13 protein-coding genes and 1 tRNA gene are annotated in these 14,067 nt (G+C 64.0%); 7 read left to right on the forward strand and 7 right to left on the reverse strand.

Going from position 1 to position 14,067, the window contains the following annotated elements:
* Positions 1 to 62: 62 nt before the first annotated feature.
* The 3 genes from greA to QY049_RS10490 form a co-directional block, all read right to left on the reverse strand.
* Positions 63 to 536, reverse strand: coding sequence for a transcription elongation factor GreA (gene greA, locus QY049_RS10480; RefSeq protein ID WP_018318257.1), 474 nt, complete (start codon positions 534 to 536; stop codon positions 63 to 65).
* 224 nt (positions 537 to 760) lie between these two features.
* Positions 761 to 4,225, reverse strand: coding sequence for a carbamoyl-phosphate synthase large subunit (gene carB / locus QY049_RS10485; protein ID WP_194477734.1), 3,465 nt, complete (start codon positions 4,223 to 4,225; stop codon positions 761 to 763).
* A gap of 142 nt (positions 4,226 to 4,367) precedes the next feature.
* Positions 4,368 to 5,537: an MFS transporter gene (locus QY049_RS10490; RefSeq protein ID WP_301269298.1), complete on the reverse strand. Its 1,170-nt coding sequence runs from the start codon at positions 5,535 to 5,537 to the stop codon at positions 4,368 to 4,370.
* A 113-nt stretch (positions 5,538 to 5,650) separates the two neighbouring features.
* On the opposite strand from QY049_RS10490, the gene QY049_RS10495 reads away from it, so the two are divergent.
* Positions 5,651 to 6,022 carry a helix-turn-helix transcriptional regulator gene (locus tag QY049_RS10495; protein WP_258765255.1) on the forward strand — a complete coding sequence of 124 codons (372 nt, stop codon included), beginning with the start codon at positions 5,651 to 5,653 and terminating at the stop codon, positions 6,020 to 6,022.
* Positions 6,023 to 6,137: 115 nt separating this feature from the next.
* On the opposite strand, the gene QY049_RS10500 is transcribed toward QY049_RS10495, so the two are convergent.
* Both QY049_RS10500 and QY049_RS10505 read right to left on the reverse strand, forming a co-directional pair.
* Positions 6,138 to 6,213, reverse strand: a tRNA-Ala gene (locus tag QY049_RS10500).
* A 54-nt stretch (positions 6,214 to 6,267) separates the two neighbouring features.
* On the reverse strand, positions 6,268 to 6,969 hold the full coding sequence (locus QY049_RS10505; RefSeq protein WP_258765256.1) for a class I SAM-dependent methyltransferase: 702 nt from the start codon (positions 6,967 to 6,969) through the stop codon (positions 6,268 to 6,270).
* A gap of 104 nt (positions 6,970 to 7,073) precedes the next feature.
* Here QY049_RS10505 and QY049_RS10510 point away from each other — a divergent pair, with 104 nt between their 5' ends.
* Positions 7,074 to 7,598: a Dps family protein gene (locus QY049_RS10510; RefSeq protein WP_258765257.1), complete on the forward strand. Its 525-nt coding sequence runs from the start codon at positions 7,074 to 7,076 to the stop codon at positions 7,596 to 7,598.
* Between the two features lie 87 nt (positions 7,599 to 7,685).
* Here QY049_RS10510 and QY049_RS10515 read toward each other — a convergent pair whose 3' ends face one another.
* Positions 7,686 to 8,210, reverse strand: coding sequence for a cupin domain-containing protein (locus QY049_RS10515; protein ID WP_258765258.1), 525 nt, complete (start codon positions 8,208 to 8,210; stop codon positions 7,686 to 7,688).
* A gap of 144 nt (positions 8,211 to 8,354) precedes the next feature.
* On the opposite strand from QY049_RS10515, the gene QY049_RS10520 reads away from it, so the two are divergent.
* Positions 8,355 to 8,570 (forward strand): hypothetical protein, encoded by a 216-nt coding sequence (locus QY049_RS10520; RefSeq protein WP_258765259.1) that lies wholly within the window; start codon positions 8,355 to 8,357, stop codon positions 8,568 to 8,570.
* Between the two features lie 38 nt (positions 8,571 to 8,608).
* Here QY049_RS10520 and carA read toward each other — a convergent pair whose 3' ends face one another.
* Positions 8,609 to 9,799: a glutamine-hydrolyzing carbamoyl-phosphate synthase small subunit gene (gene carA / locus QY049_RS10525; protein WP_258765260.1), complete on the reverse strand. Its 1,191-nt coding sequence runs from the start codon at positions 9,797 to 9,799 to the stop codon at positions 8,609 to 8,611.
* A 146-nt stretch (positions 9,800 to 9,945) separates the two neighbouring features.
* On the opposite strand from carA, the gene QY049_RS10530 reads away from it, so the two are divergent.
* From QY049_RS10530 to QY049_RS10545, 4 genes are all read left to right on the forward strand, one after another.
* Entirely contained in the window at positions 9,946 to 10,674 is a 729-nt protein-coding gene (locus tag QY049_RS10530) for an alpha/beta fold hydrolase (RefSeq protein ID WP_258765261.1), read from the forward strand.
* Positions 10,675 to 10,707: 33 nt separating this feature from the next.
* Positions 10,708 to 11,163, forward strand: coding sequence for a GatB/YqeY domain-containing protein (locus QY049_RS10535; protein ID WP_258765262.1), 456 nt, complete (start codon positions 10,708 to 10,710; stop codon positions 11,161 to 11,163).
* A gap of 149 nt (positions 11,164 to 11,312) precedes the next feature.
* On the forward strand, positions 11,313 to 12,452 hold the full coding sequence (locus tag QY049_RS10540; protein ID WP_258765263.1) for an epoxide hydrolase family protein: 1,140 nt from the start codon (positions 11,313 to 11,315) through the stop codon (positions 12,450 to 12,452).
* 3 nt (positions 12,453 to 12,455) lie between these two features.
* The gene (locus QY049_RS10545; protein ID WP_258765264.1) at positions 12,456 to 14,066 is read left to right on the forward strand and encodes an acyl-CoA synthetase; all 1,611 of its coding nucleotides are present in this window, start codon (positions 12,456 to 12,458) and stop codon (positions 14,064 to 14,066) included.
* Position 14,067 lies beyond the last annotated feature (1 nt).

A 14,067-nucleotide genomic window follows, 5' to 3' on the forward strand; every position in this document is an offset into this window, starting at 1 on the left:
AACATCGCGAAACAGAAAAGCCGCGCGGAGCGCGGCTTTTGAGGCAACCTTCGCGGAGCGGCTTACCGCCACTCGACCTTGGTGATCTCATAGGCCTTGGCGCCGCCGGGCGCGTTGACCTCGACGGTCGAGCCCTTTTTCTTGCCGATCAGCGCGCGCGCGAGCGGCGAAGTAATGGAGATGCGTCCTTTCTTGGCGTCGGCCTCGACCTCGCCGACGATCTGCCACACCGTCTTTTTCTCCGTGTCCTCGTCGACCAGCGTCACGGTGGCGCCGAACTTGATGGTGTCGCCGGAGAGCTTGGAAATGTCGATGATGTCGGCGCGCGCGAGCTTGTCCTCCAGCTCGGCGATGCGGCCCTCATTGTGGGACTGCTCTTCCTTCGCGGCATGATATTCCGCATTCTCGGACAGGTCGCCGTGAGAACGCGCTTCCGCGATATGCTCGATGATGCGCGGACGGTCCTCGGACTGGCGCTTCTTCAATTCTTCCCCGAGCGCGGCAAAGCCGCTCGCAGTCATCGGAACCTTTTCCATCTCTTCTCTCGTCCTTCGGCCGCGCGCCCGCCAGAATCGAAGGGCGCGGCAACCTTGATTCGTCAGTGCTTTCCGGACCTGAACACATGGCCACCGGAACGTTAAGTGGGCTGGCGCCGGAACAGAACAATCACATGGCCGGACAGTTCCTCCGGCCATTGTGGCTTGATTGCCAATCACTTAGCGCAAGGCTTAACCCTCAGGGGCCGGCCTTCCGCGCGTGATCAGGTTTCCGAAAAGTAGCTCTGCAGGGTACGAACCTCAAGGTCCCCACCCAGATAGGCGCGGATGCCCTGCGCGGCCGCCACGGCCCCGGAAAGAGTGGTGTAATATGGTACTTTATGCAAGAGGGCCGCGCGCCGCAGCGACCGGCTGTCGGCGAGCGCTTGCGGACCTTCGGTGGTGTTGAAGACCAGTTGGACGTCGCCATTGGTGATGGCGTCGACGATATGAGGCCGGCCCTCCAGCACCTTGTTCACCTTCTCGGTCGGGATGCCCTCATCGGTCAGGAAGCGCGCCGTGCCCGAGGTCGCCAGCACCTTGAAGCCGAGCGAATGCAATTGGCGCACGGCTTCCGCGATGCGCGTCTTGTCGCTCTCGCGCACCGAGACGAACACCGTGCCCTTGCGCGGTACTCGCGTGCCGCCGCCGAGCTGGCTCTTGGCGAATGCGACCGCAAAGGAGCGGTCGATGCCCATGACCTCGCCGGTCGAGCGCATCTCCGGACCGAGCACCGTGTCGACACCGGGGAAGCGGGCGAACGGAAACACCGATTCCTTCACGCCGACGTGCTTGAAGTCGCCCTTCTTCAATTTGAAATCGGCGAGCTTCTCGCCGGCCATGATACGTGCGGCGATCTTCGCGACCGGCGTGCCGATCACCTTGGCGACGAAGGGCACCGTGCGCGAGGCGCGCGGATTGACTTCGAGCACGTAGATCTCGCCGTCCTTGATCGCGTATTGCACGTTCATCAGGCCGACGACGTCGAGGCCGAGGGCGAGCTCGCGCGTCTGACGCTCCAGCTCCTCGATCATCTCGGGCTCGAGCGAGTGCGGCGGCAGCGAGCAGGCGCTATCGCCGGAGTGAATGCCGGCTTCCTCGATGTGTTCCATGATGCCGACGATGAACGTGTCCTTGCCGTCGCAGAGGCAGTCGACGTCGATTTCGGTGGCGTCCGACAGGTAGCGGTCGAACAGCAGCGGGTTCTTGCCGAGCACGGTGTTGATCTGCCCGGTCTTGTCGTTCGGATAGCGCGCCTTGACGTCCGCCGGCACCAGCTCCGGCAGCGTGCCGAGCAGGTAGTCGTTGAGCTGGTTCTCCTCGCGAATGATCTGCATCGCGCGGCCACCGAGCACGTAGGACGGGCGCACCACCAGCGGCAGGCCGAGATCGGCGGAGACGAGGCGGGCCTGCTCGACCGAATAGGCGATGCCGTTCTTGGGCTGCTTCAGCCTCAGCTTGTCGAGCACGCGCTTGAAACGATCGCGGTCTTCGGCGAGGTCGATGGCGTCAGGCGAGGTGCCGAGGATCGGCACTTCGGCGGCTTCGAGCGCACGCGCGAGCTTCAGCGGGGTCTGGCCGCCGAACTGCACGATCACGCCGTGCAGCGTGCCGTTGCTGCGCTCCTTGGCGATGATTTCCAGCACGTCCTCGGCGGTGAGCGGCTCGAAATAGAGCCGGTCCGCCGTGTCGTAGTCGGTCGACACCGTTTCCGGGTTGCAGTTGACCATGATGGATTCGTAGCCGGCGTCGTGCAGCGCAAAGCAGGCGTGACAGCAGCAATAGTCGAACTCGATACCCTGGCCGATGCGGTTCGGGCCGCCACCGAGGATGATGACCTTCTTCTTGTCCGACGGCGTGCTCTCGTCGGCGGTGCTGCCTGCAAACGGCGACTCGTAGGTCGAGTACATGTAGGCCGTGGGCGAGGCAAACTCGGCCGCGCAGGTGTCGATGCGCTTGTAGACCGGACGGACGCCGAGCGCGTGACGCTTCGCCGTCACCTCGGCTTCGGTTGTCTCGGCAAGCACCGCAAGACGCGCGTCCGAAAAACCCATCGCCTTGAGCGTGCGCATGCCGAAGGCATTGCCGGGCAGGCCGTGCTTCCTGACCTTCTCTTCCATGTCGACGATGCCGCGCATCTCGCCGAGGAACCACGGATCGATCTTGCAGGACTTGAAGATGTCCTCGTTCGACCAGCCGAGCCGCATGGCTTGCGCGACCTGGAGGATGCGGTTCGGCGTCGGCGTGCCGAGCGCGGCGCGGATCGCGTTCTTGTCGTCGTCGCGACCGAGGCCCTCGATCTCGATCTCGTCGAGGCCGGTCAGCCCGGTCTCGAGCCCGCGCAGCGCCTTCTGCAGGCTCTCCTGGAAGGTGCGACCGATCGCCATGACCTCCCCGACCGACTTCATCGAGGTCGTCAGCGTGGAGGAGGCGCCGGGAAATTTCTCGAAGGCGAAACGCGGGATCTTGGTCACCACGTAATCGATGGTCGGCTCGAAAGAGGCCGGCGTCGCGCCGCCGGTGATGTCGTTGGCGATTTCATCGAGCGTATAGCCGATCGCAAGCTTTGCTGCGACCTTGGCGATCGGAAAGCCCGTCGCCTTCGACGCCAGCGCCGAAGAACGGGAGACTCGCGGGTTCATCTCGATGACAACCATGCGGCCGTCCTCGGGATTGACGCCGAACTGCACGTTGGAGCCGCCGGTCTCGACGCCGATCTCGCGCAGCACCGCCAGCGAGGCGTCGCGCATGATCTGGTATTCCTTGTCGGTCAGCGTCAACGCCGGGGCAACGGTGATGGAGTCGCCGGTGTGCACGCCCATCGGATCGAGGTTCTCGATCGAGCAGACGATGATGCAATTGTCTTTCTTGTCGCGCACCACCTCCATCTCGTACTCCTTCCAGCCGAGCACCGATTCTTCGATCAGCACTTCGTTGGTCGGAGACGCGTCAAGGCCGCGCTCGATGATGTCGAGGAATTCTTCCTTGTTGTAGGCGATGCCGCCGCCGGTGCCGCCCATCGTGAAGGAGGGACGGATGATCGCGGGCAGGCCGATTTCGGACAGCGCCATCATGGCCTGGCCGAAGGCGTATTCCTGGTAGCGCTTGCGGCGATCGCTCTCGCCCAGGGTCCACTGCCGATCGAGCTCTTCGAGCGCCGCACCCGACAGCTTCTCGCGTTCGGCGTGGTATTTGTCGCGGAAAGACTTCTTCAGCTCGGAGGCGTTGGCGAGACGCGACTTCGGCGTCTCGAGCCCGATCTTCGTCATGGCCTCGCGGAACAGCTGGCGATCCTCGGCCTTGTCGATGGCGTCGGCGGTCGCGCCGATCATCTCGACGTCGAACTTCTCCAGCGTGCCCTGCCGGCGCAGCGACAGCGCGCAGTTCAGCGCGGTCTGGCCGCCCATCGTCGGCAGCAGCGCAAAGCCGCCGGGAACGACGTGACGTTCCTTCTCGATGATCTTGGCGACGATCTCCGGCGTGATCGGCTCGATATAGGTCGCATCGGCCAATTCCGGGTCGGTCATGATCGTGGCCGGATTGGAATTGACGAGGACGATACGGTAGCCCTCTTCCTTCAGCGTCTTCACCGCTTGCGTGCCCGAATAGTCGAACTCGCAGGCCTGTCCGATCACGATGGGACCGGCGCCGATGATCAGGATGGTGGTGATGTCTGTACGTTTGGGCATCAACTCTCGCCGAAGTCGGATTTGGGCACAAAAAAAGGGCGCGCTACTGCGCGTCCCCTGAGCCGAGAGCGCGGGGTCTTCCCTCGCGCGCGGGTGGGTCTTAGACCAGTTTTCGGGGCGGCGAAACCCCGAAAAACGCCCATCAACCAGCAATTTTGACGGGTTTTGGCCGTGCCTGCCAACCGCGGGCGAGATGCACCAGAAGCGAGGCCGCAACGCTCGTTCCGCCGATCCAGCCAAGGTCGTTCGGCGAGAGGGTGGCCAGTACGGCCCCGCCGAGCGCACCGCCGATGGCGAAGCCGAGATACATCGCGGACGCATTGAGCGAGAGCGCGATCATCGAGGCCTGCGGTTCGATCCGGACGATGCTGGCGATCTGGGCCGGATAGAACGCCCAGCCGGAGAGGCCCCAGAGGAAGATTGCGCCCAGCACCGCATAGTGTGCCTGTCCGGGCATCAGTTTCAGGACCAGCGAATGCAGGATCAGGGCGCTCGCCATGCCGGCGAGGCCGAGGGCTGCGGTCGCGAGCGTGCCGAGCCGGTCGGCCAGGATGCCGCCGAAGATGTTGCCGATCGCGGCCGCGCCGCCAAACACCAGTAGCGCAAGGCTGATTTGCGAGGCGTCGAAGCCGAGGCCTCGCAGCGGGACCGCGAAATAAGTGAACACGGTGAAGCCGCCGAGGGCCCATAGAATCGTGATCACGAGCGCGATCACGACATTGCCGTGGCGAGCCACGGCAAGGCGTTCGTTAAGCGAGGCCGTATTGCGTGGCAGACCGCGGGGCAGGCCGAGCAGCAGGCCCAGCAGTGCAACGGTGCCGATCATGGCGACCATGGCGAAGGTTGCGCGCCAGCCGAGCAGGCTGCCGACGAGATTGCCGAGAGGGACGCCGATGACGGTTGCGACCGTGAGGCCCGCGGTGACCAGCGCCACCGCGCGGCCGCGGCGTTCAGGCGATGCGATTGCCACGGACACTGCCAGGGCGGTCGGCATGCAAAGCCCGGAACCCAGCGCCATCAGCATGCGCGAGGCCAGCAGCAAGGCGTAGTTGGAGGCCTCCATCGCCGCGAGGTTTCCAGCGATGAAGGTCAAAAGCGCGAGCGCCAGTACGGTGCGGCGGTCGACGTTGTTCAGCGCCACCGCCAGGATCGGCGAGCCCACGGCATAGGTAAAGGCATAGGCGGTGACCAATTGGCCCGCGGCCGAGACCGAAATCGACAGGTCATTGGCGATCGAAGGCAAAAGCCCAGCAATGACAAAGCCTTCGGTGCCGATCGCGAAGGCCCCCAGGGCCAGCCAGAACACACTCATCAGAGGTCATTCCCATGTTCAAAGTTTATTGAACTATCGAAGAAGCCGATTTCGGAGTCAATTGGTTCAAGAACTATTGAACATTGGGTCCGCATCGCTATGATTCCCGGATCATGAGCCGCACGCCTTCCCACCCCACCCGCGAGCAGATCGAGCTGCCCCTGGTTCTGGATTGTCTGAGCGATCCGATCCGGCTCGCGATCGTGTATCAGCTCGCCCGGCAGGAACGTGTCAGCAGCGAGCTGTGTTGCGGCGACTTCAACGGCCTCGCCGGCAAGTCGAACCTCACCTATCACTTCGCCAAGCTGCGCGATTGCGGGCTGATGCAGACGCGCGTCGCAGGCACGAACCGCTTCATGCGGTTGCGCCGCGAGGATTTGGAGGCGCGCTTTCCGGGCTTGCTCGATGCGGTGCTCAAGTCAGCGGCGAAGGATGCTGGCCGGCTTCAGCTCGTCGCGGAGTGTGACGTGGTTGAGGCGGATTGAGGCAGTACGGATACACTCCGTCTTCGCTTGCGCTTCGCTCCAGCTACGCCGGACACGCTTCGCCCCTTCGGGTCTTGCGTGGCTGCGCCACGCGTAGCCCCGAAGGGGCGAAGCGTGGAGACCCGGCCTGGATTTGAACCAGGATGTAGAGCAATGCACTGCTCTCGCGTAGACGCTTCCGCCACCGGGCCACGGCGATCATTGCCGATCGAGCTGCGACAAGCCACCTCGGGTGGTTGTTATGCTTAACGCACGAGCGGCGGACGGGCGATGAGGGTCATGCGCCAGCGGTTGTGGCCGATATTGGTGTTGGCGCGCTGGCTGGCGAAGCCTGCCGCCTTCAGCTTGGCTGTGATTTCGTCCTCGCTGTAGCGCTGCAGCCCGATGCGCGAGCGCAATTGACGGTAGTCCGACAGCGCGGTGCTGACGAGCCCGATCAGTGCGTCCTTCAGGAAACCGTGACGCAGGCCGAAGGAGAGCAGCGCCGTCACGTCCCTGACCATGCCGACATGCGGCTGGAGGATATCGCCGAGCACCAGCTTGCCTGACGGCTTCAGGATCCGCCTGACGTTGATGAGTGCGGCATCGAGCTCCTCCGCCGTCATGTATTGTGCGACCGAGTTCATGACGACGAGGTCGATCGACTGGTCCTGCATCTTGCGGACATCGTCGAGCGATCGGACGCGAACCTTGGTGTTGGGCGCAAACCGCGCGATCAGCCGGCCGCGCACGCCGGGAGCGGGCTCGGCCAGGATCAGCTGGCCGCAGGCGGCCGCCACCTGGCTCGCCGACAGCGCCTCGCCGCAGGCATAGTCGAGCACCGTCGCCTCGGGCGAGGTGATGTAGCCGATGATGTCCCGCGCGATGATCTGGAAGTGCAAATCGCGATGCAGCTTGCTGACATAGATCGTATGCGTCGAGTCGTAATAATCGATCCAATCGTCCATGGTATCCCGCCCTGCGGTTCCTCTCCAGGAACCGCGCTGCCCGCCTTGCGTTAGGGGTGCGACGGCGCGCCGTCAATGTCCGCGTCCTAACAGGAAGGTTTCCCGTGAGCAAAGCCCCCAGCAAAGTCTCCCCCGACCTCGACACCCCCACTGATTTGCAGCCCCAGGCAGCCAACAAGGTCTCGGAGGCGCTGAACGTGCTTCTGGCCGACGCGTTCGCGCTGTACCTCAAGACCAAGAATTTCCACTGGCACATCAGCGGCCGGCATTTCCGCGACTATCACCTGCTGCTCGACGAGCAGTCCGACCAGATCTTCGCCACAACAGATCAACTCGCCGAGCGCGTCCGCAAGATCGGCGGCACCACGCTGAAGTCGATCGGCCAGGTCGCCAAGCTCCAGACCATCAAGGACAACAACGAGGACTACGTCCCGCCGCGCGAGATGCTGCGCGAGCTGATGCAGGACAACAAGCACGTCGCGGCGGCGATGCGCAAAGCGCATGAGGTCTGCGACGATGCCGGCGACGTCGCCAGCGCCAGCGTCCTCGAGGTCTTCATCGACGAGACCGAGCGCCGGACGTGGTTTCTGTTCGAGGCGACCCGCCAGGAAGGCGGCAACGAGGCGTAGTTGATCGGCGATATCCATCCAAACCGTCGTCCCGGCGCAGGCCAGGCGAAGGCCGGGACGACAGCGAAAATTGTTGTGTGACCGCGGCTAACTCCGCCACAACCGCATCAATGCGCCATGCTTGCCGGTCACCGGATCAGCCGGCGGCCGAGCAACGTTTGGAATCGTCTTCAGCGCCCTGGCGTGGTTCCCCGGCGTTGCCCGCGTGATCTCCATTCTCGCGCCCGGCGGGTAGGCGCCGATCACGCAGAAATCATCGCTGGCTGTGATGCACTGATGTCCCGTACCGGCCGGCAGGATGGCGACATCGCCGGCCTTGATCTCAAGCTCCTGACCGTGATCGCCGCCGAAGCGAACGCGGGCACGACCGCGCGCGACGCCAAGCACCTCATGCACGGTCGCGTGGTAATGCAGATAGTCGTAAACGCCGTTGCGCCACGTCCCGCCCCAATTGTTCGTCTCGAACAGGTTTTCGATCGTCTCTTCCGGCTGCTTCGGATCGAGCGTCACCGCGCCCTGGTAGACCAGAAACGGCAGAACGTTGTTCGGCACGAGCCCGTCGTCCTCGAACACGATGGCGAGTGGCTCGGCATAGTCGCGGACGACGGACATGGTCGGGCTCCCGGGAGCGTTGGACAAGGAGTCAAGACGGCGCAACCGCGCTTGTTCCCGAGACAGCACGCTGCCTTGAGGGAGATCAAGGCGCGGGCGGCCATTCAGGGGCACGCAACCCGAAGGGAAAAGGGATGGAACGCCATGTACGCATCCGATGTTGCGCAACGCCATTTTTCAGCGGCGATCGACGAGGCCGAGATTTCAGGTCTCGGGCACGAGGCCGTCTGCCGTGCCCTGCTCAATCTCGTGGTCGCGAAATATCTGGAGACGAGGTCGGTCGCCGACATCCAGGCCGAGCTGCGCTTCATCGCCGAGAATTGCGATCCCGATACGGACTTCATGTTCATGCGTCCGTGACGTCGCCGGCGGGATTGTCCGCCGGCGGTTTCGTTGCCTTACGCGCTCTTCTTCTGCCGCATCAGATCGGCAAAGCGCTGGAACAGGTAGTGCGAGTCGCGCGGGCCCGGCGAGGCCTCGGGGTGATACTGCACCGAGAACACCGGCTTGCCGTCGAGCTGGATGCCGCAATTGGATCCGTCGAACAGCGAGATGTGGGTCTGCGTCGCGCCATCAGGCAGCGTGGTCTCGTCCACCGCAAAGCCGTGGTTCATCGAGGTGATCTCGACCTTGCCGGTGGTCTCGTCCTTGACGGGGTGATTGGCGCCGTGATGGCCCTGATGCATCTTCTTGGTCTTGGCGCCGACCGCGAGGCCGAGCATCTGGTGACCCAGGCAAATTCCGAAGGTCGGCGTGCCTGATTTGATGACGTCCTGGATCACAGGCACGGCATATTTGCCGGTGGCGGCCGGATCACCCGGGCCGTTCGACAGGAACACGCCGTCCGGCTTCATGGCCAGAATGTCTTGGGACGAGGTCGTCGCCGGCACCACCGTCACCTTGCAGCCGACGCCGGCGAGCAGGCGCAGGATGTTGCGCTTGATGCCGTAGTCGATGGCGACCACGTTGAACTCAGGCTTGTCCTGCCGGCCAAAACCCTTGTCCCACAGCCAGGGCGTCTCGTCCCAGGTGAAGCGCTGCCCGGAGGTGACCATCGGCACGAGGTCCATGCCCTCGAGGCCGGGCCATTCGCGCGCCTCTTCCTTCAGGCCATGCAGGTCGAACTCGCCGGTCTTGGAATGCGCGATCACGGCGTTGGGCATGCCCTTGCTGCGGATCAGCGCGGTCAGCGCGCGGGTGTCGATGCCGGAGAGGCCGATGATGCCGCGCGCCTTCAGCCAGGCGTCGAGATGCTTGGTGGCGCGGTAATTCGAGGGATCGGTGATCGCGGTGCGCAGGATCACGCCGCGCGCGCCCGGCGTCGCCGCCATGTTCACCGTCTCGATGTCTTCCTCGTTGGTACCGACATTGCCGATATGCGGGAAGGTGAAGGTGATGAGCTGGCCGGCATAGGAGGGATCGGTGAGGATCTCCTCGTAGCCGGTCATCGCGGTGTTGAAGCAGACTTCTCCGACGGCGTGGCCCTCGGCGCCGAGACCGAAGCCTTCGAGCACCGTGCCATCGGCAAGCACGAGGAGCGCGGTCGGTTTATGGTCCGGCCAGGCGGTATCGTTTTCATGTTGTGTCATGAGCCCGCTTCATAAGCCCCCCGCACGCGCCCGTCAAAGCGGGAAACGGCGGATTCACATGCGTTTTTGCATATTTGACAGGTCTCTTCCGGCACTTAAGCTTGGCAGAACAATTTCCGGCAAATTCCTGGGCTTGCGAGGCAATAATGGACCAGACCATCCCCGTTGTGCTGATTCCGGGGCTGGCCTCTTCGGCCCGCATCTACGCCCCTGTAATTCCGGCGCTCTGGCGCTTCGGCCCGGTGATGGTTGCCAACCATATCCGCGACGACAGCATGAGCGCGATCACGGCCCGCGTCCTTTGCGAGGCGCCGCCGCGTTTCGCGCTCGCGGGTCATTCCATGGGCGGGTACATCGCGCTGGAGATCATGCGCCAGGCCCCCGAGCGGGTGATGAAGCTTGCTTTGATCAACACCCAGGCCCGGCCCGATACGCCCGAAGCCACCGCCCGCCGCCGCGCGCTGATGGAGCGCGCCAAGCGCGGCGAGCTGCGCGCGGCACGCGAGGAGATGTTTCCCGAACTGGTGCATCCGTCGCGCCGGGATGATGCCGCCATTCGCCAACTCGTTCACGCGCAGGGCGATGACGTCGGCGTGGACGCGTATATCCGCCAGCAGACCGCGATCATCGCGCGGGTGGATTCACGGCCGACATTGGCGACGATCAGATGCCCGACGCTGGTGCTGACGGGCGATCAGGACAACACCATTCCCAACGCCTTCTCGAAGGAGATGGCGGAGGGGATCGCAGGCGCGAAGCTGGTCGTGCTGGCCAATTGCGGGCACCTGCCGCAGCCGGAGCAACCCGAGGCGACAACACGGGCGCTGGTCGAATGGCTGGGAACTCCGGTTGTATCAGGGGCTCGAACGGCCTAGATCAGGCGTCGGATATTCGAAGGGATCACGATCATGCTGCGCGACGACATCAACAATGCGGTCAAGGAGGCCATGAAGGCCAAGGAGGAGCGCAAGCTCTCCACGCTGCGCATGGTGAATTCGACCATCAAGAATGCCGACATCGACGCGCGCGGCCAGGGCAAGCCGCCGCTGACGGACGCCGACCTTCTCGCCGTGTTGCAGAAGATGATCAAGCAGCGCCAGGAGTCGGTCGAGCTCTACGACAAGGGCGGCCGCGCCGAGCTCGCAGCCCAAGAGCGCGAGGAGATCGCGGTGATTTCGGCCTACTTGCCGAAGCAGATGTCCGACGACGAGGTGAAGACGGCGATCGCGGGCGCCATCACCGAGACCGGTGCCGCAGGCATGAAGGACATGGGCAAGGTGATCGCGGCGTTGCGTGCGAAGTACGCGGGACAGATGGACTTCGGCAAGGCGTCCGGTCTCGTGAAGGCCGCGCTGTCGGGCTAGCCGTCGTTCCGGGGCGAGGTGGGGAGCGCCGAGCTTTGATGCGCGACTGCGCATCAGAGAAGCCATCGCGCCGCTGGGTCCGTTGCTTAATGGATTCCGGGCTCGCGCTTCGCGCGCCCGGAATGACGACAAGAATGGGGAGGCAACCGATGACCGGCGCCATCAAACCGTTCCGCATCGCCATCGGCGACGACATCCTCGCCGATCTCAAATCACGCCTCGCACGTACGCGCTGGCCGGAGGCGGAGCTGGTCGACGACTGGAGCCAGGGCGTGCCGCTGAAATGGATCCAGGAAATCTGCACCTATTGGGCCGACGGTTACGACTGGCGCGTGCGTGAGGCAAAGCTCAATCGCTTCGATCAGTTCACTACCGAGATCGACGGGCTCGACATCCACTTCCTGCATGTCCGTTCGGAAGAAGCAAACGCGCTGCCGCTGATCATCACCCATGGCTGGCCCGGCTCGATCGTCGAATTCCAGAAGGTGATTGCGCCGCTCACCGATCCTGCCGCGCACGGCGGCAATCCCGCGGATGCCTTCCACGTCATCTGTCCCTCGTTGCCGGGCTTCGGCTTTTCGGCGAAGCCCAAGACCATCGGCTGGGGCGTCGACCGCATCGCTGCGACCTGGGCAAAGCTGATGGATCGGCTGGGCTACGCGCGTTACGGCGCACAAGGCGGCGACTGGGGCTCGGCGGTGACGACTTCGCTCGGCGCGCAGGACCCCGCACATTGCGCCGGCATTCACACCACCCTCGCCTTCAACGCCGCGCCGAAGGTCGAGGGCGAGCCGACGCCGGAAGAGAAGCGTGCGCTCGCCGGCCTCAAGCACTATGTCGATCTCGACTCCGGCTATTCAAAACAGCAATCGACGCGGCCGCAGACGCTCGGCTATGGGCTCACGGACTCGCCGAGCGGGCAGGCCGCCTGGATCCTGGAAAAGTTCTGGGCCTGGACCGATTGCAACGGCCACCCCGAAAACATCTTTAGCAAGGACGAACTGCTCGATAACGTCATGCTCTACTGGACGACGGAGACCGCGACATCTTCCGCGCGGCTCTATTGGGAAAGTTTTGGCAAGCGGCGGGCGACACCCAAGGTGACGGTGCCCACCGGCGTCGCGGTGTTTCCCAAGGAGATCATCACGCCAGTGCGGCGCTGGATGGAGCCGAATTTCCTGGACATCACCCATTGGAGCGAGATGGAGAAGGGCGGACACTTCGCTGCCTTCGAGCAGCCCGAGCTGTTCGTACGCGATGTCAGGAAATTCTTCGCGACGGTGCGTTGAGCCATGCTGACAGAAGCCAGGACCTACGACGAGCTCTATCGTAGCTTCCGCTGGGACATTCCGGCGCGCTTCAACATCGCGGAGGCGTGCTGCGACCGGCATGCCGACGGCACCGGCCGGCTTGCGCTCGTTTATGTCGACGAGAACGGCACGACCACCCGCACCTCCTTCGACGAGGTCGCCGAGGCGTCGCGCCGCTTCGCCAATGTGCTGAAGGCTGACGGGCTCACGCGCGGCGACCGCGTCGCGGTGTTCCTGTCGCAGTCGCTGGAATTGCCGATTGCGCACATGGCGGCGTTCCGTTCGGCGATGATCTCGATCCCGCTGTTCGCACTGTTCGGCGAGGACGCGCTGGAATTCCGCCTGTCGAATTCGCAGGCCAAGGCTGTCGTGACCGACGAGGGCGGCTGGGAGAAGCTCGCGAAGATTCGCGATCGGTTGCCGGATCTGAAGAACATCTATGTCGTCGGCGAGCGCGCGCCGGCTGGTACAAAATCATTCTGGGCTGCTGTGAAGAGCGTTTCGCCCGACTTCGAGCGGGTCGACACCTCCGCCGACGATCCCGCTGTCATCATCTACACCTCGGGCACCACGGGCAATCCCAAGGGTGCGCTGCATGCGCACCGCGTCGTGCTCGGTCATATGCCGAACGTCGAGATGTGCCACAACTTCCTGCCGCGACCCGGTGATCTGATGTGGACGCCGGCGGACTGGGCCTGGATCGGCGGGCTCGTCAACGGCCTGTTCGCGTTCTGGTATCACGGCATTCCGCTGGTCGGTCACCGCGCGCGAAAATTCGACCCGCAGGCGGCGATGCAGATGATCGCCGACCTCGGCGTCCGCAACGTCTTCCTGCCGCCGACCGCGCTGAAGCTGATGCGACAGGCGGGCGTGAAGCACACCAGCGTCAAGCTGCGCAGCATCTTTACCGGCGGTGAATCGCTCGGCGGCGAATTGCTCGGCTGGGTTCGCGAGACGTTTGGCGTCGATGCCCATGAAGTGTTCGGTCAGACCGAGTGCAATCTCGTGATCGGCAGCAACTCCAACCTGTTTCCGATCCGACCCGGCTCGATGGGCAAGGCGACGCCGGGCTTCGACGTCCGCATCGTCAACGACAAGGGTGAGGAACAGCCGCGCGGCCAGCGCGGCATCATCGGTGTGCGCCAGCCATGCCCCGTCACCATGATCGAATACTGGCGCAATCCGGAGGCGACGGCGAAGAAATATGCCGGCGAATTCCTGCTGACCGGTGATCTCGGCGTGCAGGACGAGGACGGCTATTTCTGGTATGTCAGCCGCGAGGACGACGTCATCACGACCGCCGGTTATCGCGTCGGCCCGTCCGAGATCGAGCATACGCTGATGAAGCATCCGTCGGTGGCGATGGCCGCCGTAGTCGGCATTCCCGACCCGATCCGCACGGAATCGATCAAGGCCTGGATCGTGCTGCGCCCGGGTTTTGTTGCGGGAGATACGCTGGCGCGCGAAATCCAGGAGTTCGTGAAAGTGCAGCTCGCCGCCCACGAATATCCGCGCTTCGTGGCGTTCGCCGAGACCTTGCCGATGACGGCGACGGGAAAGGTGCTGCGCCGCGAGCTGCGGGCGAGGGGTTAGC

This window comes from Bradyrhizobium sp. WYCCWR 13022 (assembly GCF_030435535.1).
Classification (GTDB): domain Bacteria; phylum Pseudomonadota; class Alphaproteobacteria; order Rhizobiales; family Xanthobacteraceae; genus Bradyrhizobium.

Coding starts and splice junctions, on each gene's coding strand:
- QY049_RS10515 (WP_258765258.1), bottom strand. CDS start 8,210: ATGTCCGTCGTCCGCGACTATGCCGAGCCACTCGCCATCGTGTTCGAG.
- QY049_RS10505 (WP_258765256.1), bottom strand. CDS start 6,969: ATGGACGATTGGATCGATTATTACGACTCGACGCATACGATCTATGTC.
- QY049_RS10490 (WP_301269298.1), bottom strand. CDS start 5,537: ATGAGTGTGTTCTGGCTGGCCCTGGGGGCCTTCGCGATCGGCACCGAA.
- QY049_RS10520 (WP_258765259.1), top strand. CDS start 8,355: ATGTACGCATCCGATGTTGCGCAACGCCATTTTTCAGCGGCGATCGAC.
- QY049_RS10495 (WP_258765255.1), top strand. CDS start 5,651: ATGAGCCGCACGCCTTCCCACCCCACCCGCGAGCAGATCGAGCTGCCC.
- QY049_RS10545 (WP_258765264.1), top strand. CDS start 12,456: ATGCTGACAGAAGCCAGGACCTACGACGAGCTCTATCGTAGCTTCCGC.
- QY049_RS10540 (WP_258765263.1), top strand. CDS start 11,313: ATGACCGGCGCCATCAAACCGTTCCGCATCGCCATCGGCGACGACATC.
- greA (WP_018318257.1), bottom strand. CDS start 536: ATGGAAAAGGTTCCGATGACTGCGAGCGGCTTTGCCGCGCTCGGGGAA.
- carA (WP_258765260.1), bottom strand. CDS start 9,799: ATGACACAACATGAAAACGATACCGCCTGGCCGGACCATAAACCGACC.
- carB (WP_194477734.1), bottom strand. CDS start 4,225: ATGCCCAAACGTACAGACATCACCACCATCCTGATCATCGGCGCCGGT.
- QY049_RS10535 (WP_258765262.1), top strand. CDS start 10,708: ATGCTGCGCGACGACATCAACAATGCGGTCAAGGAGGCCATGAAGGCC.
- QY049_RS10530 (WP_258765261.1), top strand. CDS start 9,946: ATGGACCAGACCATCCCCGTTGTGCTGATTCCGGGGCTGGCCTCTTCG.